The organism is Ruegeria marina, assembly GCF_900101475.1.
In the GTDB taxonomy this organism is placed as follows: domain Bacteria; phylum Pseudomonadota; class Alphaproteobacteria; order Rhodobacterales; family Rhodobacteraceae; genus Ruegeria_B; species Ruegeria_B marina.
This window is the reverse complement of the sequence record NZ_FMZV01000025.1, coordinates 1-21367: the sequence shown is the minus strand read 5'-3', so window position 1 is coordinate 21367 and position 21367 is coordinate 1. Positions and strand designations below refer to the sequence as shown.

20 protein-coding genes and 7 pseudogenes are annotated in these 21367 nt (G+C 59.0%); 10 read left to right on the top strand and 17 right to left on the bottom strand.

Annotation, left to right across the window (positions count from 1 at the left end; genetic code table 11):
- Positions 1–350: 350 nt before the first annotated feature.
- Positions 351–668 (top strand): annotated as a pseudogene (locus BLT75_RS22230) (integrase core domain-containing protein); the annotation flags it as partial.
- 137 nt (positions 669–805) lie between these two features.
- Here BLT75_RS22230 and BLT75_RS22225 read toward each other — a convergent pair.
- From BLT75_RS22225 to BLT75_RS22210, 4 genes and pseudogenes are all read right to left on the bottom strand, one after another.
- Positions 806–1165, bottom strand: coding sequence for a potassium channel family protein (locus tag BLT75_RS22225; protein ID WP_093037464.1), 360 nt, complete (start codon positions 1163–1165; stop codon positions 806–808).
- A gap of 220 nt (positions 1166–1385) precedes the next feature.
- Positions 1386–2540: pseudogene (locus BLT75_RS22220) on the bottom strand (IS3 family transposase).
- A 196-nt stretch (positions 2541–2736) separates the two neighbouring features.
- Positions 2737–4290: an amidohydrolase family protein gene (locus BLT75_RS22215; RefSeq protein ID WP_093037461.1), complete on the bottom strand. Its 1554-nt coding sequence runs from the start codon at positions 4288–4290 to the stop codon at positions 2737–2739.
- A 185-nt stretch (positions 4291–4475) separates the two neighbouring features.
- Positions 4476–4732, bottom strand: a pseudogene (locus tag BLT75_RS22210) (integrase core domain-containing protein); the annotation flags it as partial.
- Between the two features lie 170 nt (positions 4733–4902).
- On the opposite strand from BLT75_RS22210, the pseudogene BLT75_RS22205 reads away from it, so the two are divergent.
- Positions 4903–5337, top strand: a pseudogene (locus BLT75_RS22205) (IS110 family transposase); the annotation flags it as partial.
- On the opposite strand, the pseudogene BLT75_RS22200 reads toward BLT75_RS22205, so the two are convergent.
- From BLT75_RS22200 to BLT75_RS24225, 3 genes and pseudogenes are all read right to left on the bottom strand, one after another.
- A pseudogene (locus BLT75_RS22200) lies at positions 5330–5917 on the bottom strand (integrase core domain-containing protein); the annotation flags it as partial. The pseudogenes BLT75_RS22205 and BLT75_RS22200 overlap by 8 nt on opposite strands.
- Before the next feature lie 47 nt (positions 5918–5964).
- A complete protein-coding gene (locus BLT75_RS22195; RefSeq protein ID WP_176828198.1) occupies positions 5965–7185 on the bottom strand; it encodes a BamA/TamA family outer membrane protein in 1221 nt (406 codons plus the stop codon).
- Positions 7186–7297: 112 nt separating this feature from the next.
- Positions 7298–7440 (bottom strand): annotated as a pseudogene (locus tag BLT75_RS24225) (IS3 family transposase); the annotation flags it as partial.
- Between the two features lie 59 nt (positions 7441–7499).
- Between BLT75_RS24225 and BLT75_RS22190 the strand changes: the two are divergent.
- The 7 genes and pseudogenes from BLT75_RS22190 to BLT75_RS22160 all read left to right on the top strand — a co-directional run bounded on the left by BLT75_RS22190 (position 7500) and on the right by BLT75_RS22160 (position 12992).
- A pseudogene (locus BLT75_RS22190) lies at positions 7500–8229 on the top strand (IS6 family transposase).
- A gap of 32 nt (positions 8230–8261) precedes the next feature.
- Complete coding sequence (locus BLT75_RS22185; protein WP_245706626.1) at positions 8262–8618, top strand: TRAP transporter large permease subunit; 357 nt, start codon at positions 8262–8264, stop codon at positions 8616–8618.
- Between the two features lie 193 nt (positions 8619–8811).
- Entirely contained in the window at positions 8812–9840 is a 1029-nt protein-coding gene (locus BLT75_RS22180; RefSeq protein WP_176828196.1) for a fatty acid desaturase, read from the top strand.
- Positions 9841–9889: 49 nt separating this feature from the next.
- Positions 9890–10204 (top strand): non-heme iron oxygenase ferredoxin subunit, encoded by a 315-nt coding sequence (locus tag BLT75_RS22175; RefSeq protein WP_093037447.1) that lies wholly within the window; start codon positions 9890–9892, stop codon positions 10202–10204.
- Between the two features lie 53 nt (positions 10205–10257).
- Entirely contained in the window at positions 10258–11112 is an 855-nt protein-coding gene (gene panB / locus BLT75_RS22170) for a 3-methyl-2-oxobutanoate hydroxymethyltransferase (RefSeq protein ID WP_093037549.1), read from the top strand.
- On the top strand, positions 11109–12194 hold the full coding sequence (locus BLT75_RS22165; RefSeq protein WP_093037444.1) for an aromatic ring-hydroxylating oxygenase subunit alpha: 1086 nt from the start codon (positions 11109–11111) through the stop codon (positions 12192–12194). The genes panB and BLT75_RS22165 overlap by 4 nt, the downstream gene beginning before the upstream one ends.
- A gap of 84 nt (positions 12195–12278) precedes the next feature.
- Positions 12279–12992 (top strand): GntR family transcriptional regulator, encoded by a 714-nt coding sequence (locus BLT75_RS22160; RefSeq protein ID WP_093037441.1) that lies wholly within the window; start codon positions 12279–12281, stop codon positions 12990–12992.
- A gap of 1 nt (position 12993) precedes the next feature.
- Here the strand turns inward: BLT75_RS22160 and BLT75_RS25140 are convergent, their stop codons facing one another.
- From BLT75_RS25140 to BLT75_RS24220, 9 genes are all read right to left on the bottom strand, one after another.
- Positions 12994–13446 carry an alpha-hydroxy acid oxidase gene (locus BLT75_RS25140; protein WP_093037438.1) on the bottom strand — a complete coding sequence of 151 codons (453 nt, stop codon included), beginning with the start codon at positions 13444–13446 and terminating at the stop codon, positions 12994–12996.
- Positions 13443–14807, bottom strand: a complete 1365-nt coding sequence (locus BLT75_RS25135; protein WP_093037435.1) for an alpha-hydroxy-acid oxidizing protein — start codon at positions 14805–14807, stop codon at positions 13443–13445. Before BLT75_RS25135 ends, BLT75_RS25140 begins: the two co-directional genes overlap by 4 nt.
- Positions 14808–14843: 36 nt before the next feature.
- Complete coding sequence (locus tag BLT75_RS22145; RefSeq protein WP_093037432.1) at positions 14844–15146, bottom strand: hypothetical protein; 303 nt, start codon at positions 15144–15146, stop codon at positions 14844–14846.
- A gap of 39 nt (positions 15147–15185) precedes the next feature.
- A complete protein-coding gene (locus BLT75_RS24530; protein ID WP_176828194.1) occupies positions 15186–15332 on the bottom strand; it encodes a hypothetical protein in 147 nt (48 codons plus the stop codon).
- Positions 15333–15357: 25 nt separating this feature from the next.
- Positions 15358–16557 carry a serine hydrolase domain-containing protein gene (locus BLT75_RS22140; protein WP_176828192.1) on the bottom strand — a complete coding sequence of 400 codons (1200 nt, stop codon included), beginning with the start codon at positions 16555–16557 and terminating at the stop codon, positions 15358–15360.
- Between the two features lie 101 nt (positions 16558–16658).
- A complete protein-coding gene (locus BLT75_RS22135) occupies positions 16659–17915 on the bottom strand; it encodes a TRAP transporter large permease (protein ID WP_093037426.1) in 1257 nt (418 codons plus the stop codon).
- The gene (locus BLT75_RS22130; protein ID WP_176828190.1) at positions 17912–18466 is read right to left on the bottom strand and encodes a TRAP transporter small permease; all 555 of its coding nucleotides are present in this window, start codon (positions 18464–18466) and stop codon (positions 17912–17914) included. Before BLT75_RS22130 ends, BLT75_RS22135 begins: the two co-directional genes overlap by 4 nt.
- A 73-nt stretch (positions 18467–18539) precedes the next feature.
- Positions 18540–19544, bottom strand: a complete 1005-nt coding sequence (locus BLT75_RS22125) for a TRAP transporter substrate-binding protein (protein ID WP_093037420.1) — start codon at positions 19542–19544, stop codon at positions 18540–18542.
- Positions 19541–19723, bottom strand: a complete 183-nt coding sequence (locus BLT75_RS24220; RefSeq protein ID WP_143028636.1) for a hypothetical protein — start codon at positions 19721–19723, stop codon at positions 19541–19543. Before BLT75_RS24220 ends, BLT75_RS22125 begins: the two co-directional genes overlap by 4 nt.
- Positions 19724–19749: 26 nt before the next feature.
- Between BLT75_RS24220 and BLT75_RS22120 the strand changes: the two genes are divergently transcribed.
- On the top strand, positions 19750–20703 hold the full coding sequence (locus BLT75_RS22120) for a LysR family transcriptional regulator (RefSeq protein WP_093037417.1): 954 nt from the start codon (positions 19750–19752) through the stop codon (positions 20701–20703).
- Between the two features lie 431 nt (positions 20704–21134).
- On the opposite strand, the gene BLT75_RS24670 is transcribed toward BLT75_RS22120, so the two are convergent.
- Positions 21135–21367, bottom strand: a 233-nt coding sequence (locus tag BLT75_RS24670; protein ID WP_218129000.1) for a hypothetical protein, incomplete at its 5' end; no start/stop codon positions are given.

Sequence of the window (21367 nt, the reverse complement as noted above, 5' to 3'; positions counted from 1 at the left end):
GTATTGTCCGCCCTAAGAGTGCCGAAGACGCCACTGCCAGTTCGCAGTATCTTTGACGGGCTGCAGTGATGGACACCATCCCGGTCCTCCCGACAGGCGGCGACAGAAAACTGATCCAGACATTTGGGAGCATATTGATCCCGATAAGCGCGAGATCGTGTCCAATCGCCATTATATGGCCGCCGAACGCTGTCGAGTCAAGGTACGGCAACAGCGCGAGACATGGTTCAGGCACCGTATCCCGGCGGTGTCGGCACAGCCCGAGCGCGTTGTCTTCATTGACGAAACCTCGGTGAAGACAAATCTGACCCCACTCAGAGGATGGGCACCGTACGAGGATCGGTTGATCATACCGCAGGACGATCAGAGTCGATAACGGCAGCGATTTCATCGCGCGAGACCTCGATCTCTGGGCCCACGCCAGCGACGTTACCCTCGACTTCTCTTGGCTTGGGAAGCCCACGGACAATGGCTTCACTGAGCCGTTTGGCAGCAAGCCCCGGGCGGAATGCCTGAACGCACACTGGTTCATGAGTCTTCCAGATGCCCGCGAATACCTGGAGGACTGACGTCGGCACTAAAATGAGGACAGGCCCCACAGTGCAATCGGATACAACGTCCCAATTGCCATGCAATATCCCGATGGCGTCACCAGCCCATCATCGTGACAGAGCCGGAAAAATGCTGCTTCTGGCGATCCAAGATTGGGGTTCAGAGCACAAACCCGCAGGCTCTCGTTATGGGCGAGGAACCGATGGGGGGCAGGTCATCCGCATGCAAGCCATTTCGGCTTCTTTGTGGCGCACTACTCTTTTAGGTTGTCCGGATCGGGGGGGGCATCTTTCCGGGGCCCGATGACCAAAGCGCGCGCAAACTGAGCAAAAAGCGCCACGAACACCCCTACACCAACGAAAATGTAGAAAACCGTGAAAATCTTACCGAACTCGGTAACAGGGTAGAGATCACCAAGGCCGACTGTCGATATGAGCATCACGGAAAAATACAGGCTGTCGAGCCAGGACCATCCTTCTACCATCCGGTAGAAGGTCGTCCCGGAAAGCAGAAGCAGGATTGCAACTGCCATCCCAGCCCTGAAGGTTTCGTCGGACCAAGAACGACAAATCGCCTTCAGGAAGCGCAGGATGGTAAGAGCAAACGGAAGCATCGTGTTACAGGCTATACATGCTTGGGAAACAGCTTTCTATCGGTTTCGTGTCAATCACCGCATTGCTTCCGTTTGCGATATCCGGAGTTTGTTTTATGAACGAGGCGTCGCCATGCCCAGTCTATCATGCGTGCCAGACAGCGGATCTCGGAAATTCTGAACTAGCTTAATAAAGATGGCGCGGGCGACGCTCGTCGAGCGTTTGGATCTATCGTGTGACTTAGGTGCCCCTAGTTTCCTGGACACCTGCCTTGTTCAATTTCTGCTGTCTGATCTCATAGTCAACGGGCGACAGCATGCCGTTATTCGTGTGCTTGCGCTTCGGGTTGCAGAACTGCTCGATGTATTCGAACATGTCTCGCCGCGCATCGTCGCGGGGCGGATTTGTCCGTCACCTGATCTGCTCCCGCTTCAGCAGCTGAAAGAAGCTTTCTGCAACGGCATTGTCATGGCAGTTTCCGCGCGGGCTCCTGCTCGGTTCCAGATTGTACTGATGTACAAACGTCTGCCACTCCCGCCTGGTGAACTGTGAACCCTGATCGGAATGCACCATGACCTGTCCAGCGGGTTTTCGTCGCCAAACGACCATTTGCAAAGCTTGCAGGGCGAGGTCCGTGGTCATTCGGGATTGCGCAGACCAGCCGACCACGCGGCGCGAGAACAGGTCGATGACGACACACAGATACAGCCAACTCTCGTGGGTCTTGATGTAGGTGATTTCGGCTACCCAGACCTGATCGGGGGCAGAAGCTTGGAACTGCTGCTCCAACCTGTTCTCGGCCACGATGGCTGGCTTGCCGCCATACCGGCCCGGACGGCGCTTGTACCTGATCTATACAGCGATCCTGGCCATGGATGCCAAGCGGGCCAGACGGTTCTCTAAAATTTGCTCGCCCTGATCGCGCAGATCGTCCGTCAGCTTGCGATAGCCATAGACCTTGCCGCTGCCCGCCCAAGCCTGTCGGATCAGCTCGGTCTGGCGCACGTCCGGGGTTTAACAGTTCCTTAATCCATGCATAGAAGCAGATGAAATGAACCCGCAGCACCCGGCACATGGCCCGGACGCCGAACGCTCCGCGATGCGCCCGGATGAAGGCGTACTTCATTGGGACTCGCGCGCGAAGTACGCCGTCGCCTTTTTTAAGATGTCACGCTCCTCGGTCACCCTCGCCAGCTCCCGCTTCAAACGCCGGTTCTCGGCTTCGTGGTCTACGCCCGGCTTCGGTGATGGTTCAGCAAACAGCTTCAGCCACTTGCACAGAGAGTGCGTGCTCACACCCAAACGTTGCGAAACCTCCCGAACCGGATACCCACGTACCGTAATCTGGTGCACCGCGTCGCGCTTGAACTCGTCGCTGGGATTGCTTGTCCCCATATCTGCCTCTGAGCTTCAAAGTTCGGGGGCAAAGCGTCTATAAATCTAGGGACACCTCACATCGCGAAGCACTTGAACGGGTCGCGTCTTACCATTACAGAACGCTATCCAGCCCACTACCCCGTCGCAAGCAAAGTTCCGTTCAAATTAGCCATCGCCAGCCTCGTTCCCCTAACTATCCCTGCAAGTTCATTCACTAGTTCAGGTCGCCGCGGATCGGCTGGCCCGGAAACACCTCCATGACAACCCGCGAGTCATCAACGACTATGCTCCCGTTCACAATCACGTACGGTATGCCTTCGGAGGCCAATCCACCCCGTTTCTCGGTGGCCATGTCGGCAACGTTTTCCGGATCGAAGATGGTGATGTCGGCATCGGCGCCTTTCTGGATACGGCCCTTCTTCGCCATCTGGGGAACACCATTTCTTTCCATGAAAACCGCAGGCATGTAAGTCATCTTGGACACAGCCAGCATCAACGGCATCAGATCTTGTTCACGCACTAGCCGCAGGACCTTGGCATGTGACCCTGCCGCACGCGGATGGGCCTGCACTTCCTCATAGGCGACATCCCAACCGACGGCCGTCTCACCCGTGGCTGAAACAACAGAGGTGAACGCATCGCTTTCCACGAGAGTTTTCGGGTCGGCAAGGGCCGCGAGCATGATGTCCTCTTCAACACCCACAAACAGGATCGGGGCGGTTGGCTCGTTTGCTATCAGTTCCTCGTAGCGCTCCTTCGTCAGCGGCTGCATGGTCGCCTGTTCGGTTATGTCTTCGTAGCTGCGCCCCATGTTCGGACCGTAGTTCAAGGGATCCAAGTAATCGGCGCTGATGACCGAAGCGCCGAAATTGTAAGGATAGATTGCTGCAACGACGTCGATACCGGCAGACCGTGCATCTTTGATCATGTCGAGGGCGTAAGGAGTATTCCTCAGCGTCTGTTGATGGATGTGGCTCACGTAGAGGCCGCCGCCATAAATCGCGACACTCGAAAGCGCCTCCTGAACCGACATGATGCCTGTCGTTGGCGGAAGATTGCTCGAAAACCGCCCATGCATGACACTGAAACTGCCATATTCGCCTGCAAGGCGGTGCATCTCGACCATTTCCTGCGATGTCAAATTGGCGGTTGCGTAGCCGACGGGATTACCAAATCCGAGCCCACCCTGTTTCAGGCCTTCTTCCATGCGTTGCACGATTTCGGCAATCTGATCGGAATCCGGCCTTGACTGGAGAGCGTCAAGCGTGAAGTCCATGGTCGGTTCCGTGAGCCCGCCATCCAGAAGATATGAGCCATACTTACTGTTGTAGTCCGGGTTCATGACGGATTCTCGAATACCCAGGACAGACACGCTCGCGCCGTAGTTCGTTTTCGACTTGCCTTCCAGCCGCTCATAGTAGAGCGATATCGGATACGCACCCGCCTCCAGCTCCAGCTGGGTTGTCACACCGTCGCGCAAGGCCTGTTTTTGACCAAACGGCAACCCACCGACATGGTTGTGCATATCGATGAAGCCTGGTGCCACAACAAGACCACTAGCGTCGATTTCCTTCGAGCCCGAAATATCTTCTTCAGTGATGGCAGATATGGTGCCGTCAACGACGCCGACATTAGCCACGCGGTCAAAACCGGTTTCGGGGTCCATTACCCGGCCATTCTTGATGACGAGATCGTAGCTTTGAGCCAACGTCAGGGTCGAGCTCGAGGACAAGAGTGCCGTGGCCAGAGCAAATATTCTCAAAATCATTTTTAAAACCTCCACTTAGCCACAAACTTTTTAACCTGTCTGAGCGCTCCTTCAATTGTACTCGGACTATCCATTACCAAACCAGTATGTTTTCCAATCTATGGTCCAGTTCGTGAAAGACCATTTCATTCGATTGCACTGCTGCCCAACATTGGACCGACAGACGCTGGATTTTTCCGACTGTCTCACGATGCCAGGCTGGTGCCGCCATCGGGATAATGCATGGCAATCGGGACGATGTATCCGATCGCGCGCGTAGGGCCTGTCCTCATTGTAGTTCCTGCGCCAATCCTCCAGCTTTTCCCGCGCATCTGCAAGGCTCATAAACCAGTGCGTGTTTAGACACTCCGCCCTGAGCTTGCTGTTGAAAGCTTCAACATAGCCGTTGTCCGTGAGTTTGCCAGGCCGAGAAGTCCGACGTGACGTCGTTGACATAGACCCAGAAATTAAAGACTCGCTAGACGAACTCGCTGCCATAGCACGTAGGGAAGAAGCGCAACCGACAGGTTATGGCCACTCGCGCAGCCTTCATGTCGCGCAACGGGTAGCTAAAAACGGTTCTCAGGTCTCAAAAGTGTTTTTTGGTGAACCATACCGCTTAGAAGACCGGTTATGACCGTTATCCAATATACCGCTTCGACCGTTCTGGTCGCCATCGACATTTCCAAGCATCGCCACGAGGTGCTGATCCGGATCCCGGACAAGAAGCGTTGCCGCCGGATGACGATCAACAATACGCTCGAGGACATCAGGCGACCATTGGCGGCTCTTGAGAGCTACGACCTTCCCGTCCAGTTCGGGTTCGAAGCGACCGGCAACTATCACCGACCGCTGGCGCATCATCTCGACCAGGCCGGGTTCAAGCTGAAGCCGGTTTTCTCGGTCGGCCTGGCCCGGACGCAGGAGGTCTTGCCCAACAGCTGGAACAAGAACGACCCGAAAGACGCCCAGGTCATCCTGCACATGCTCGGGATCGGCGCCATGCAGTTCTTTCACGATCCCTTGGTGGTCGGGACGGCGGACATCCAGGAGCTTTCTAAGACGCATGCGGGCGGTGATGGTTATAGTCGTCGCGCCATGCCGCGATCAGTTTGCGGGCATCGCGCAGGCCTGTGAAGAGGTGCTTGTTCAGGCATTCGTCGCGTAAGCGGCCGCTGAAGCTTTCCACGAAACCGTTTTTTAAGGGCTTACCGGGCGCGATGTCGTGCCACTCGACACGGCGCTCCTCCCGCTACTTCAGGATGGCGTTCGAGGTTAGTTCGGTGCCGTTGTCGCTAACTACCATGCAGGGATAGCCCCGGATCTCAGCGATACGGTCCAGTTCGCGAACCCCATGACTCCAGAGATTGAGGTATCGACGACCGAGGCCAGGCACTCCCGGCTGAAGTCGTTGATCACGCACAGCACCCGCAACCGTCGTCCGCAGAACAGTGCGTCAGACACGAAGTCGAGGCCCCAACGCTGGTTTTGGACCATGCGGGATCGCCATCGTTGCCCGCGCGCCAAGCGCCCGCGTCCGGCCGCCGCGTTTGCGCACCGTGAGCCGCTCTTCACGGTCGATGCGGTAGAGCTTCTTCCAGTTCACGCCCCCGCCCTCTCGGCGGAGCAAGATGTGCAGGCGCCGGTAGGATTGGTATTGCGGGAATTTTCACTCGGCCACCATTATGGATGAAATCAAAACCGTTGCCCAAGAGAGAGGTATAGAAACGCTTCACCTTGATCGTTGACCGCGTAATCAACAGCGTAGTCCAAACCGAATTTCTTGGCGATACGATACCTCAAGCCTACGCCAGCCGCGGCTCCGCCGTTTTTCGTCGAAATGGCGCTGATGCTTTCACCGCCGCCGCCGAGACCGGCAAACGCGACATAACCGAAACGTTCAGAGACGCGGCCTCGATACTCGACTTGGGCGGAGGCAGACCAGTTTTGCAAGTTGTCCAGAGTACCAAATCCACGCAAGCCGTCAGAGAAACCAACACCGCAAGAGTCAAAGAATGGCGCATCACGGCCAGCACCGCAGACAGAGGCAATGACGGCAAGAACACCACGTTCCCCAATCGCGTTGTAGGTAGATGCGGAAGCCACGCCTTTGTAGTAACTTCTGTCCGATATCGTAAGCAGGTTTCCGAATGCCTGATCCGTGATGCCCGCGCGCGAAATCTTTCCTGAGATCAGCACACCGGTCGTCGGATAGAAAGTGTTATCTCGCGTGTCCCAAGTTGCATGTGCGCTGAATTTGACCAACTCGACGTCCAAATCAGGCCGCAGATCAACTGGAAAATCACTCACACGCAGAGTGCCCAATCCAATCGACGTGTCGAGGTATCCCAGGTTGAACCCGATTTTCAGTTGATCCGTAACGTTATAGCCCAAGATGGCGTCAACCGCTTTGCCGGATTGCGTGAGTGGCAACTTGAGCCTGCCAACGGGCAACGTGTAATTGACATCTGCGGTGCCGCCAAAAAGCCCGAGCGTCCAGCGCCCGTTGCCGAAGTTAACAAGCCCACCGCCACCGTAGCCAGTGCTTCCCTTATCGGTCTTCAGCGTCGCAACACCGACCCCTGATGGCTTTGATCCAGGGAGGGTAAACAGATAACCCGCGCCCAAAGAAATTCCGTTGCCGATCACATCGTTGCTGAAAGGGATCGGTGCGATGACCAGCGAGCCGCTTCTAAGGCCGACATCCGTTTGAGTTGCCGCGTCAACAGCGGTATTGCGTTGTTCGAAGAACGGGTTCTGCGCAAGGGCAGCGCCCGATAGGCAACCCGTGAAAAGGATCACCCGTAGCAAGGTGTTCGCTGCACCGGCAAGGCTAGCTCTGTCGCAAAAAGGAACACCGGAACGAAATCCCGATCCGTGCTTACGTGCAAGAACGATCAAACGATCAATCAACAAGACAAATGCCCTTTTCAGTCGCAAGTTAAAGTGTCAGCGAAACCGAATAGAAACAAGCCCAACCGCCAAGAAAGCCTGTGACCTTCCCTCATCGAGTGGTCCCGTTTCAGTGTTAGTGCATTACGGGTCTTTGCGCTACAGCTGGCGTGGCCGGCGAAGCGGCTCAGATGGCGAAGCTGGCCACTGCACCACTTGCGGAACTGGCGGTCGTTAGCCGAGTGATGAGTGCGGGCGCTTGGTGTTGTAGTGACGGCGCCGGTCCTGTCAGAACAAACTGACGTGAGCCGAGCGGGGCGGTTCCTTACCGTCTGTGGATGACCAAACCTGACCCGTTCTGCTATTGTAAAACGATACACAAGATCATCCGCCTGGCGGTGATGCTGTACGTCCGATTTCCCCCTGTCACTGCGCAATGTCGAGGATCTGCTTCACAAGTGCTGCGTCGATTTCAGCCACGAAACGATCCGCTTCTGGTGGCATCGCTTCGGTCCGATGTTTGCCGCCGAGATCCGCAAGCGCCGTATCGAAGGCATGAAATCAAGCTGGTGGCGTTGGCACTTGGACGAGATGTTCGTAAAGATTAATCGTGAGCGACACTACCTCTGTCGGGCCGTCGACCATGAGGGCGAGGTGCTGGAAAGCTTTGTGATGAAGGCGCGCGATAAGAAAGCCGCGTTGAAATTCTTAAAGAAAGCAATGCGTAAGCATGGCTGCACGGAAGTATTCGTCACGGATCTGCTGCGCTCTTACGGTACCGCCCTGAGGGAAGTGGGTGCGGGGCATCGCCAGCAAACGGGTCGATGGTTGAACAATCGGGCCGAGGACTCGCACCTTCCATTCCATCGACGAAAGCAGGCGATGCTTCGTTTCAGTCGGATGCGAAGTTTGCCGATGTTCGCCGCCATCCACGCCTCGGCCTGCAACCATTTCAATTCGGAGCGAAGCCTCACCAGCCGACAGAATTTCAAATCACACCGTGCCGCTGCTCTGGCCGAGTGGCGCGGTCTCTGTGCTGAATATGGGACGGCCTCAATCTGGTGCTGACAGAAAACCGCGTCCCGGTCGAGATGGTTAACTTGCTGCAGGACTTGTTCACTTCGCCCTTGATGTTCATCATCACGGTCAATCTGCTGCTGGTCGTGGGCGCGGTGATGACCACGAACGAAGCCATCCTGATCCTCGCACCACTATTGATGACTGCCGCCAGCGCCTTCGGGTTCGACCCGGTGCTCTTCGGGATCATGATGATCCTTAACCTCGAAATCGGCTATCTGGCGCCGCCGGTCGGACTCAACCTGATGATGGCCATGACCGCCCTTCGGCAGAGGTTCGGTGAGCTGGAAATTGCGGCTCTGCCCTTCATCGGATTGATTATCCTGTCGCTCGCGCTGGTCATCTGGCAGACGTGGATCGCGATGGAACTGGTGCGGTAAGTCCTTCGGAACCGGCATGTTTTCGACTCCTAAAGCGCTGCTTTCCAGTCGGTCTTCTGCCGGGGAGATGCACCGGGCAGTTCCGGGTTGACGCACATCAAAATAATATATTATATATTTTATGAGACGGAAGACGGGGCATCCAAGCCGCTCCGCGCGCACTGACACATGCCGCCCAAGAGGGAGCCGAGCCATGCCTGATTATGTCCCCACCAACGCCGCGTCCTCGGGCGTCCGGCTGGACAAGAAGACGCTGAAATCCATTGCCACGCGCACCGACCGGCCCGGTCTGATCTGGCTCGCGCAGTGGACCCTGGGGCTGGTCGCTACCGGCACTCTGGTCTGGGCGGCACTGGGCACGGTTTGGGTCTGGCCCGCGATGCTGCTGCACGGCACCCTTCTGACCGTTCCAGCCTATGCGGCCAGCCACGAGACGGCGCATGGGACGGCCTTCCGCAGCCGCTGGCTGAACGAAGCTGTCCTCTGGGTCAGTTCGTTCATCTTCATCGAAGAGCCGCTGCACCGCCGCTACAGCCACACCAACCACCACACCCACACCTGGCATGTGGGCGAAGACAGCCAGATGCCATACAATATTCCGCTGCGCTTTGCCGAATGGTTCGCGGCGACAACGGGGATCATCCCGCTGATTTACCATGTGAAGGTCCTTTATGTGCTGGCCACGCGGAACTTCTCAGACATGATCCTGAAATTCACGCCGGAACCGGAATTGCCCAAGATGACCCGCAATGCGCGGATCATGATCGCGCTATATGTTTTGATTGCGGTGCTGCCTCTTGCGGGTATCTGGTGGCCGGTCTGGTTCATCATCCTGCCGCGGGTTCTGGGAACGCCTGTGATGATCCTGCTGGTGCTGATCCAGCATGCAGAATTGCAAGAAAACTCGCCATCGATCCTCGAAAGCACGCGCTCCTTCACGACGAACCGGGTGATGGCATTCCTCTACATGAACATGAACAACCACGTCGAACATCACCTCTATCCGCAGGTGCCGTTCCACGCGCTGCCGAAACTGGCCGAAGCGGTCAAGGACCAGGTGCCTGAACCCGATCACGGCTTTGTCCGCACCTGCGCGGAACTGGGGTTGGTCGTCCTGCGTAGGTCGCTCGGCCGCTCGACCAAGGCCCCAACGATCCGCCAAGCGCCACGCATGATCACGGATGGCGGACCGATCCACAGCATCGCGCAGAAAACCATGTGAACCCGCCCGCTGGTCACCGATACCCAAAAGACAAAGACACGAGGACGATATGAATCAATGGATTGACGCCTGCGCGCCCGATGACATCGACGAAGAGGACCTGATCGCGTGGGAGCATGCGGGGCGCAAATACGCCATCTACAACACGGAAAAGGGCTTTTTCGCCTCCGACCTGATGTGCACCCATGAAGAACAGAGCCTGGAGGACGGGCTGGTCATCGATTGCGTGATCGAATGCCCGCTGCATGGCGGCCGGTTCGACGTGTGCACGGGCAAGGCTCTCTCGGCGCCGGTTTTGGTCGATCTGAAAACTTACCCTGTCAAGGTCGAGAGCGGCCGCGTCTTTGTTCAGGTGGAGGGATGAGCGGCGCCTGCAAAGGCGATGAGGTCATCACATCAAAGGACAAAGGAACCGTCATGCCCACCAAACTGACCATACCCGATCTGGCCGCGAAGAAGGCGGCGGGCGAACGTCTCGCGCTTCTTGCCGTAGGGGAAGTGCTGACCGCCAGATGGGCCGAACGCGCCGGCATCGACATCGTTGGCGTCGGCGACAGTATCGGCATGACGCTCTATGGCCATGAGAACACTTTGTCGATGAGCATGGACCAGATGATCAACCACACCCGCGCCGTCCGCACGGGCGCGCCCAACACGATGTGCGTTGTTTCCATGCCTTACGGGTCGTATGCCACGCGGGAAATGGCTGTCATCAACGCCTTGCGCCTGATGAAGGAAAGCGGCTGTGACGCGGTCAAGATGCAGGGCGGGCGCGAGAAATTCGACATCATCAAGGCCATCGCGGATGCCGGTGTTCCGGTGATGAGCCAGGTCGGGCTGGTGCCGCACATGGTCCACAAGTTCGGCGGCTTCAAGATGCAGGGCCGCACCGCCGAAGCGGCGATGGAGATCGTTGACAACGCCCGCGCCATCGAGGAAGCGGGCGCCGTCGGCATCGAGGTCGAGGCCATGCCCTATGAGGTCGGCAAGGCCGTTGACGAATCGGTGAGCATCTTCACCGCCGCCATCGGTGCGGGATCGGCCTGCACGGCGCAGATCCTGAACGGCTACGACGTTCTGGGCGCCTTCGACACATTCAAGCCGAAATTCGCCAAGCGCTACGCCAACATGTCGGAAATCGCCGTAAAGGCCTTTGCCGAATTCCGCGAGGACGTGGTGTCGGGGTCCTTCCCAGACGCAGACCACAGCTATCAGATGAAGCCCGAGGAAGCGCAGCGGCTTGCGGATATGCTCAGGGAGGAAAAACCATGAAGGACACCGCCACAGGCCTGACCAAGGGCGCGCAACTGATCCCGAACGGGATGCTGGATGACAACGCACCGCGCAACATGTGGTGGTGCGCGGCGCATGTCGATGAAATCACCGACAAGCCGCTGGCTCGCTGGCTTCTGGAAAATCCCGTCGTCCTGTATCGCCTGTCAGACGGCACGCCAGTCGCGCTGGATGACCGCTGCCCGCACCGCTGGGCACCCTTGTCCGAGGGCAAGGTGATCGATGACCAGATCGTCTGCCCCTATCACGGCATGGAATTCGGTGCGGACGGGATCTGCACCAAGGTGCCAACACAGACCAGCGTGCCCAATTCGGCGCGGGTTCAAAGCTATCCGCTGCGCACATCAGGGGCATTCGTGTGGATCTGGATGGGCGACCCGGAGGCGATTGATCACGACCCGGTCGACATGGGCTTCACCACCGATCCCGGCTGGTCGGTGATCACCGGTTATATGGAAGTTCAGGCGAACTGGGTGCTGATCCGCGAAAACGTGCTGGACCTGACGCATATCGCCTTCCTGCATGCGAACACCTTTCAGCAGGACGACTGGGAAAATGCGCCCGAAGTGCACATGGAAGGCGACACGATCGTCTATGAACAGGACTTCCCGCCCTCGCCTCTGTCGCCGCTCTTCTGCGCGGCCTTCGGCTTCGAGGACAAGCACATAGTCAAGCGGGAACAGCGCGGATGGATGCCGTCTCTGGCGGTCTCCTTTTCGGACTGGAACATCCACGACATCAGCGCCGAGCTCGGCAAGCGGCGTGACTTTATCGGGCGCGGCGCGCATATCGTGACGCCGGGTGAGCGGGGAAAGACGCATTATTTCTTCGTCGCTTCGTTCGACAGCCCCAACGCGCCCGTCGCGCTACTGGAAAAGACCAAGGCCGGCGTGATCTCCGCCTTCCAGGAAGATAAGGACCTGCTGGAGAAAATCCAAGCGCAGGTGTCGCGCGATCCGCGCGGACTGGACTTTCCGGAGATCAACCTTGGCGCGGATGGTGCGGGCGTGGCCGTGCGCCGTGTGCTCAAACGCAAGCTAGAGGCCGAACGCCGCGCCTAGCGATGTCCCGAAGCCGGATGCGGCGCCTTGCGCCGCGTCCAAAAACGATGAATTGAGGGATATCGCATCGGACAGGAGCGGGACTTGGCATCGACGGCTATCAAACTGGGCGAGGCAGGCAATCTGGTGGATCGCCTCGTAGTCAATATCCGCGATGCGATCATTGCCGGAGACTTCGCGCCCGGCGAGCATATCCGCATCAAGACCGTGGCCGATCGCTACGGTGTCAGCTTGATCCCCGTGCGCGAGGCGCTCGCCCGCCTTCTGGCCACGCGCATCGTCATCTCCGAGCCGAACCGTGGCTATTTCGTTGCCCCCGCCCCGACCCGCGCGGAGTTCCGGCAATTCATCGAGTTCCGCGAATTATTCGAAACCTCCGCCGTGCGGCTCGGCTTCGCGAGTGTCAAAGATGCCGATATCCGAAAGCTGGAGCGCCTCAACGCGCGGATGAGCAAGGTCGCCGAGGACGCCAGCCAGCCGAAACATCTTGTGTCATGGGCTCATTTGAATGGCGAGTTTCACGCCATCCTTGTTGGGCTGGCGCGCAATGCGTTCATCAGCGACCAGCATCAGGAGCTGTCTTTCGTGCATATGCACTATCAGCTCAGCCTGATGGACGATCCCGACTACGGCATCCTGAGTGCCCTAGCCGAGGAGCATGACGCGCTGATCGCGGCTCTCAAGGCGCGCGACCAGTCCGTGTTTCTGGAGCGCCTGTCGGCCCATATCAACGCTGCCGAAATCGGCACGGAGCAAAGCGGCGACGAGGCCCGCTCCGACGCCGCCGGTCGATGTTAGCTCAGGACGTGCTGCCCCGCCACACCAGATCGCCGGTGATCTGCGACAGATCCGTGACCCCACACAGCGCCATAGCCACCGTCAATTTTCGCTTGAACGCCTGCAACAGGCTCAGCACGCCCGCCCGCCCCTTGGCCGCCACCGCATAGGCCCAGTGCCTGCCGATCAAGACCCCCTGCGCGCCCAACGTCCGGGCCCGGAACACGTCCAGACCGATGCGTACGCCACCATCCATCAGAACCTCGGCAGATCCGCCAATGGCCTGCGCGACCTCGGGCACCACCGAGATGCTGTAGGCGACGCCATCAAATTGCCGCCCGCCATAGTTGGACACGATGACGGCATCCGCCCCTGAATTCACCGCGCTCTGAGCATCCGCGGCGGACAGAACGCCCTTGATGACCAGTTTTCCCTTCCGGATGCCCCGCAGCCACTCGATCTCCGCCCACGTCACCGAGGCGTCGAATTGCTGGCCGTCGGCACATAGGCGGCGAGTTTGCCAAAGGTATGCGGCTTGCCCTTAACGCCCACATCCAGCTCCCAGCCTGGATGCGCAGCATAGGACAGCGGTCCGGCGCGCAGCTTGGCAAATTTCGACGTGACCCCGCCCGCGATACCGTTGCTTGTGTCGCGATAGCGCTCCCCAACCATCGCGAGGTCCACCGTAAAGACCAGCGTCCACACACCCGGCCTCCACGCCCCGTCCAGCAATTCGGTGACGATGCCCCGATCCCGCTGCATGTAGAGCTGGAACCAGAAGGGCTTGTCGGAGACCACCGCTACCTCTCCGAGCGAGCAGATCGACACCGTGGACAGGGTGAACGGGACGGCGCGCGACCGCCTGCGCGCGCCGCCTCGGGCGCGGCCAGCGCCAATCGCCCGAGATGAAAGGCCTGCGGGTTCTTCGCCACGGCCACGCCGTTCAACTCGATCGCGCGGTGAATGGCCGCCAATGACAGCGGGATGCCGCCCTGCTGCCACTCGGCGCCCATCAGCACCATGTTGGCGAACATCCGGACCCATGGCTTTCTCGGCGAGAGTCTGCGCCTCGAACGCATGGACCGCCTCGCCCAACACCCGGGTCAGCCGCTCGACCTGCTCCGCGCCACTAAGCTGCCAGTCGGGGTTTTTCGAGAACTCAGATGTCGGCAACACCGTAGTATCCGTCACCGCCACCGACTTGCCCAGCGTCACATTGGACAGCGCCTCGTCCCCGGCCGCCGCCACCAGATTGCAGCCCAGAAGCGCGTCCGCCTCGCCGCTGACGATCCGGGTGGCCCGCATTTCGTCAGGGCTATGAGCGATCTTGATAAGCGAATGCACCGCGCCGTACTTCTGCGCCAGCCCGGTGATGCCGAGGTTCGAGGAGAAATACCCGTCCGTACGGGCCGCAACGGCAAGGGTCTGACCGACGGTCACGACAACCGCGCAGCCGATGCCCGAGACGAGGATCGACCACGACCCGTCGATTGCGCGCGGAGATGGGTCCGACAGGTGACTGACGTCTATCCGCACCTCACCGATCTGTGTCTTGGCGGCGTCGCATCGGTTATAGGTCAGAACCTTGCGCAGCTTCACATCCAAGAGCATCTGCTCCTGTACCGGGATCGGCGTGAACGGCTTGATCGACTCATCGGGCCCATCCGCCTCCGGCAGAACGATCTCCGGGCTGTCGGTCGCGACATAGACCGACCCGCCGCCTTCGACCACCTCGATAACCAGTTTCATCCCGCTCAGCGTTCCGCTGAACAGGCTCATCGCGATCCCGTGCAACCCCATGTCCAGCACATCTTGCGCATTGGCCGGCGCCAGCAAGGGCGCGCCAAGAGAGGCGAGGTTCAGGTCCGAGTATCAGACCAGCGTCGAGGATTTGGCGCCGTAATCGTCGCCGACCAGCAAGAGCGTCCCGCCTTTTGGATTGGTGCCCGCCAGGTTGGCGTGCCGCAGCGGGTCCATCGAGCGGTCCATCCCTAGCGCCTTGCCGTACCAGATCGAGAACACACCCTCGACCCGGGCACCGGGAAACAGGCCGAGATTCTGGGCGCCCCAAGTCGCGGTCGCCGTCAGATCCTCGTTCAGCCCGGGCTGAAAGTGGATATTGTGCTCCTTGAGCGCCGCCTCGGCCTGCCAGAGGTTCATGTCATAGGTGCCCACAGGGCCGCCGCGATAACCGGAGATGGAGCCGCCCGTGTTCTAGCCCGCAGCGGCATCCTGCTTACGCTGCTGGATCGGCAAGCGCACCAGCGCCTGCATCCCGGTCATGTAGACCCAGCCTTCTTGCTGGCTCAGACGGTCTTCGAGTGTCATATCGAGGCGTTGAACGGGGCTGTGCTGGATCATTGGAAAAGGTCCTTTCGTGGCCGGATCAGGCCAGCAGGTCAGAAGTTGCGATCGGGCGCAGATAGCGGGTCAGTTGCATCTCCGGCGTGGTCGAGAAATAGGCGATCACCAGATCCCGGTCGGGGGAGACATACAGCCCCTGATCCATCAACCCGCCCTTGTAGAGATCGCCATCGGGCCAGATGCAGTCCCATTGCCGCGCATTGCCAAGCATCTCGTCCGTGCCGAGCCGGTCGACGAAAACCGGCCCGTCGAACCCGTCCATGAAGAACTTCTTGGTCCGCACGGCCCCGCGGATACGGGCAATCACCGCCTCGCTGACGATCTGCCGAGTGGCGACCTTGTTCCAGCTTGGCGTGTAGAGCATCCCAAAGCGGGCCATGTCCCTCAGCGTCGAGGACACGATACCGTGCGCACAGGCGACCCCGTCCGGGGTCAAGTGCACCTGCACGGGACCATCCGCCCTGACATGCGCCCAGACCCGCTCACGGAAAAGATCAGCCCAGCGCTTGCCGGACACGGCCTCTGCCAGAAACACCAATATCTGCGTGCAGGGCGAGCTGTATTCGAACTTCTCACCCGGCGGGCATTGGCGCGGGACGTCCTGCAGCACTTCCAGCAACGTCTCCATCTTGCCCCGGAAGGGCACATTGAACTCGGCGCAATAGGCGCGAATGGCGTTCGAATTCGGATCGTCGCGGGTCTCGGTCGTGTCCTCGCAATCCATGCCGGGCGACATGTCGAGCGTGTCGCGCACGGTCACGCTGGCCCAATCGGTATCGCGCAAGGCAGGCACATAATCGCCCAGCGTGCGCGCCTCGCCGATCAGCCCGTCGTCAATCAGGTGCTCGATCATCAGACCGGCCATCGGTTTGGCGCAGGAGGCCCAGAGATGCGGCTGTTCGGGGCGCAGATCGGGATAGCTTTCCGCGACGATCCGACCGTTCTTGACCACAAGGAACCCACGCCCGCGGGCCTGCGGATGGACCAGAAAATCCCGCAGGCTGTAGGTGCCGAAGTCCGTATCGGCCTCGATATCGAAGATCGCATGCATCGGCGCTTGCTCCAACTCGGCGGTAGGCTGTGCGCTATGCAGCATCGCAGTCGGCATGCATTCGGAGATATGTGTGCACCACCAATGCGCGACCTCGCCACCTTCGATCAGTTTCGGGATCGAGACCTGCGAGCGCAGCCGGTAATTCGTTTCCGCGGAGAGTTCAGGCATTTTTGCCTCCATGCTAGGATTGCTCGAGTTCCTGGGAAATGCCCGTACGCCGATCTTTCGGGTCCGGACGCGGGCGGGAAGGGAGTGGGCGGCGCCGGGCATCACAGCAGCCCCAGTGACAGCCACGGCACGGCGGTGATGACGATCAGGCCGATGACCATCACCGCGATGTAGGGCAGGACCGATATCACCAGTTCGGCGAATTTCTGTCTGAAGGTGACCAGCGCCACCATCAGGTTCATGCCGACAGGCGGGGTGAGATACCCGATCTCCAGGTTGACGATCATGATGATCCCGAAATGGACCGGGTGGAAGCCGTAGGCCTGCGCCACCGGCATCAGGATCGGCCCCAGGATCAGGATCGCCTCATTCGTGGTCATGAAGGCACCGACCACCAGCAGCAGCAGGTTTATGGTCAGGATGAAGGCAAGCGGGCTGTCGATCCAGGCACCCACCAGTTCGACCATTTGCGCCGGCACCCGATATTCGGTTAGCACTAGGTTCAGTGACAGTGCTACCGCAATCAGCGGGAACAGTGCACCGCCCAGCTTGGCCGTCTCGGTGACCACGTTGAAGTACTTGGCGAGTGTCATCTCGCGATGCACGAAGAACTCGATGATCAGCGCATAAATCAAGGCGACGGCCGCGCTTTCGGTGGGCGAGTAAAAGCCCGAATAGATGCCGCCCAGCAGGATCACCGGAAAGAGCGCGGCCCAGATCCCTTCACGGAGCGCGGTGCGCAACTCTGCCCAATCCATCATCTGGGGCGGCTGGTGGCGATTGGCCCAGATTGCATAGGCCGTCATAAGGCCGATCAGGACCAATCCTGGCAAGATGCCTGCAAGGAACAGATCGACGATCGAGGTTTCAGTCACCAGCCCATAGAGGATCAGCGGGATCGACGGCGGGATTATGATCCCCAGCGTACCACCCGACACGACCGTGCCAAGCGCAAAACGGTTGGTATAGCCCGCCTCTTTCATCGCCGGGTAAAGCACCGAGCCCACGGCGATCATCGTCACGATGGACGAGCCGGAGATCGCGGCGAAGACCGCGCAGCTGATGATCGCCGCCACGCCCAGACCCCCGCGCGTCGGCGCCGTGAAGGCCCGCACGATTCGCACAAGCCGGCGCGCGGCCGTGCCTTCTGTCATCACCGCACCGCAGAGCAGGAACAAGGGCACTGACAGGATCAGCTCCTTGTTGAGCGAGGTCCACATGTCCTCGATGATGTAGTCGAGGTAGCCATGCCCCCAGACCATGTGGACATAGGCAATCGCAGCGATGAGGATGACGGTCAGCGGCTGGCGCAGCACCAGCAGCGCAAGGATGAGGGCGAATAGAAGGAACGCGCTCATTCCGGCAACTCCTCACGCAGGGGTGCCGAGGCAGGCCAGATTGCGAAAATCACGTACCGAATGGCCGCCGAAGCAAATCCGACGGGGATCGCGGTCTGGATGATCCAGACCGGCCAGTCGAGACCCGGCATGACCGTTCCGATGTCGCGCGAGGCGCTGACAAAGACCCAGCCATAATAGGCGACGGCGAAAAACACGATCCCGCTGAGCAAATTGGCCAGCCGGTCGACATGCGGCGACCAGCTGCGCGGGAGCCAGGCGAAGGCGATGCGCGGAACGATCTGCGCACCGCTTGCCACGCTGACCCCCAACCCGGCGAAGGCGCCGATCACCAGCATGAAGAGGGCCAGCTTGCCCGCCCCGTAGATGCCAGTGAAGCCAAGGTCGAAACCCAAGGCGCGGCCGACCGGGCCGATGAACTCGCGCCCCGCGACATCCCCGAAGATCAACGCTCCGATCAACGAAAAGGCAAGCACGGCGATCCAGCGTTCAAGCAGATTCCAGACGGTCAGCAGTCGTTCGACCGCAGCCGGTAGGGTTTGTTTTGTCATTGGATTTGCTTCTCGATTGCGAGAGGGCTGCCCCGACATCCGGCAGGGCAGCGAGTTTTTCAGCCAATTACGGTCAATTGCCGCATTCTGCCTTGGCTTTTTGGACCAATGCCATGATCTCGGCGCCCACGTCACCATATTCGGCTGTCATCGTTGCCCAGAACGGGGGCAGCATCGCGCTCATCTCGTTCTTGAACTCTTCGCTGACCTGGACGATTTCCCCCCCCGAAGCGATGTGGATTTCACGCATCTTGTCCTCGAAGGCAAAGATCTCATCCATGATCTCCTTGGATGTGAAGCGATCGAAGGCGCGGTTGATGGCGGCCTGATCCTCTTCGCTCATGCTGTCGAGCGTGCGCTGGCTCACAGCGAACATCGCAGGACCATTGGAATAGTTATACTCCGACACAACCGGAATGATCTTGTTGAGACCAGACGGGATGTAGAAGGAATAAACGGTCGGATACATTTCGATCAGACCGGTCGAGGCCCCCGAAGCCGCTTCGCCCGGGCTGACCGGAACCGGATTGGCACCAACCGCTTTCCAGTATTCAGTGTTGATCTTGTTGACCGAAATCCCGACTTTCATGCCCTTGAGTTGCTCGACGCTCGTGATCGGCTCCTTGGCGAAGAAATACCCGTTGCCGACCTCGGCCCATGTGCCGAAATAGACGCCCTTGGGGCTGAGGCGTTCGCGGATCTTGTCGGTCAGGTAGTTGTCCTGGACGCAGGCGCGCTGATCGGTGCTGTCATAAAGGCCGTATAGCTGCATCAGGCCGACTTCCGGTGCCTGTTGCGCGCCGGCGCTGACCGTAAACAGGCCCATTTCGATCCGGCCGCGAGCCAGTTGCGCGAGCGTATCGTTTTCCGTGCCTAGTTGCGAGTTGAAGTAAGGCTCGACCTTGAGGCGCCCCTCGCTTTCCTCGGCAATGGCGTCTGCCAAACGCATGATCTGCGCACCCCAGGGGGTCTTTTGGGGCGCGGCCGTCGCAAGCTTGAGGACGGTTTCCGCGGTCGCGGGCGAAACCACGGCAATGGCAATGGCGCCAGCCGCGGCGAGTGTCTTGTAGAATGTCATGCTGTCTCCTCCTTGCCACGGCACAGCGTGGGTAGAGACATCATTAAACCGCAGCCAATTACACGCCAGTTTACTTTTTCAATGATATCATTCATGTTTTGATTTATATAAAAATTAAACTGCTTTCTCAGTTGCTTGCGACCCGCGATAGCTATCCCGTAACGCAGCGTAACAGACATGAAACGCGTCGAAGAAAGGCAATGACGTGCAAAATCTGTCACAACTCCAGCACTTCAAGCTCGTCGCACAGGAAGGCAGTTTCGCACGCGCGGCCGAGTTGGCGAACATCACGCAGCCCGCTCTGAGCAACTCGATCCGAAGCCTTGAACGACGACTGGGCTTTCCCCTTTTTGAGCGTTCAGAACGCCCGATAAGAATGACACCCTTTGCGAAGATCATTTTGGAGCGCGTAGAGGCGATCCTTTTCGAGGCCCGCAATCTTGACCAGATTCTAGACAACGTCGCCTCTGGAAGCGGGGGACATCTGCATGTAGGCATGACGGCGGTATTTTCGACGTCCCTAGGTGGGCCCATTATCGCCGAATGGCATGAAAAGCACCCCGGCGTGAAACTGGACATAGACATTCAGGAAACCAAGGTGCTGGTCGACGGGCTCCGTGACGAAACCTTCGACCTGATCGTTGGCGACACGCGCGATTTGCGGACAGGCGTTGATGATCTTCAGATGGTCGAATTGCCCCCCCAGCGTGGTGGCGCTTTTTGTCGCGCCGGCCACCCGGTCCTGCAAATCCGGAAACCTCAGCCTTCCGATCTTGCAAGATATCGCTTTGCCGGAACCCATTTCCCCGAATCCGTGACACGCGCGTTTGCAAGCTATCTTGGGGTGGACCACCGCACCGGAGATCCGGTTATTTCCATCGACTGTCACAACATAGCGGCCCTGCGTGACGCAGTCGCCGAAAGCAATCTTATACTGCTGACTACATCAGGTACTGTCCGCAACGCATTGGCTCTCGGCATCCTCAAGGAAATTCCGGTCAATCTCGGGATTGATGGCGTCTGGTCCGTCGCCACTCTGGATGGCAGGATTCTCCACCCCGCCACTGACAAACTGATCACCAAAATAGTCGAAATCGCGCAACGTGAACATAACCACAGGTTAGCACCTTACACTGACCGAATAACCTCTGCACCTTGATCGCCTTGGAGCGATTGCCAGCGAGAGATACTCCACGCCATTTCGGAAAACACTAAAAAGAGCCCGCGATATGGACGTTTTGTAACGCATGAATGAACATTTGCAGCAAAAGGCCGGTTTGGTAAACCCGATGGCAGGGCCTATTTTCATGCCCCTGGTCAGTGCGGAACTGCACCTATCGGGAAGTCACCTTTTTCTGCAGTCAATCTAGAAACGTCATGGGCAAGCCGGGAAGCCAAAGTCGCAGGCTTTCGCAGGCAAGCGGATCAGTTTTCTGTTCGAAAACGTTCGGCCATCTCCTTGAATCCTCGCGCCTCTGCGTGTTGAAGCGGCGTGAGACCAACGCAGTCGGCCAGGGAACTGGTCGGCACTTGCGGACAAGAACGCGTAAAGCACAATAGAAGGACAGCGGCGCGAGCTGTAATTTGGTGCTAGAAGCGGCCGAACTTCAGACGGATCAAGAAACCGGTGTCAACTGCGGCGTAAAAAACTGCCAGCGGGGCGGAGCAAAAGTCGGCCACGGTAGCGGCGGGATGAGCCGGCGGAAAACAATCGAAATTGTACAAGGCGGTGTCATTTGTGGACGGCTCCGGTTTTGCAAGGGATTTCGTGAGGCGAGGAGATCGAGGCAGGTTGCGGTCATTTGTCCGGCCTATCGGCGCGG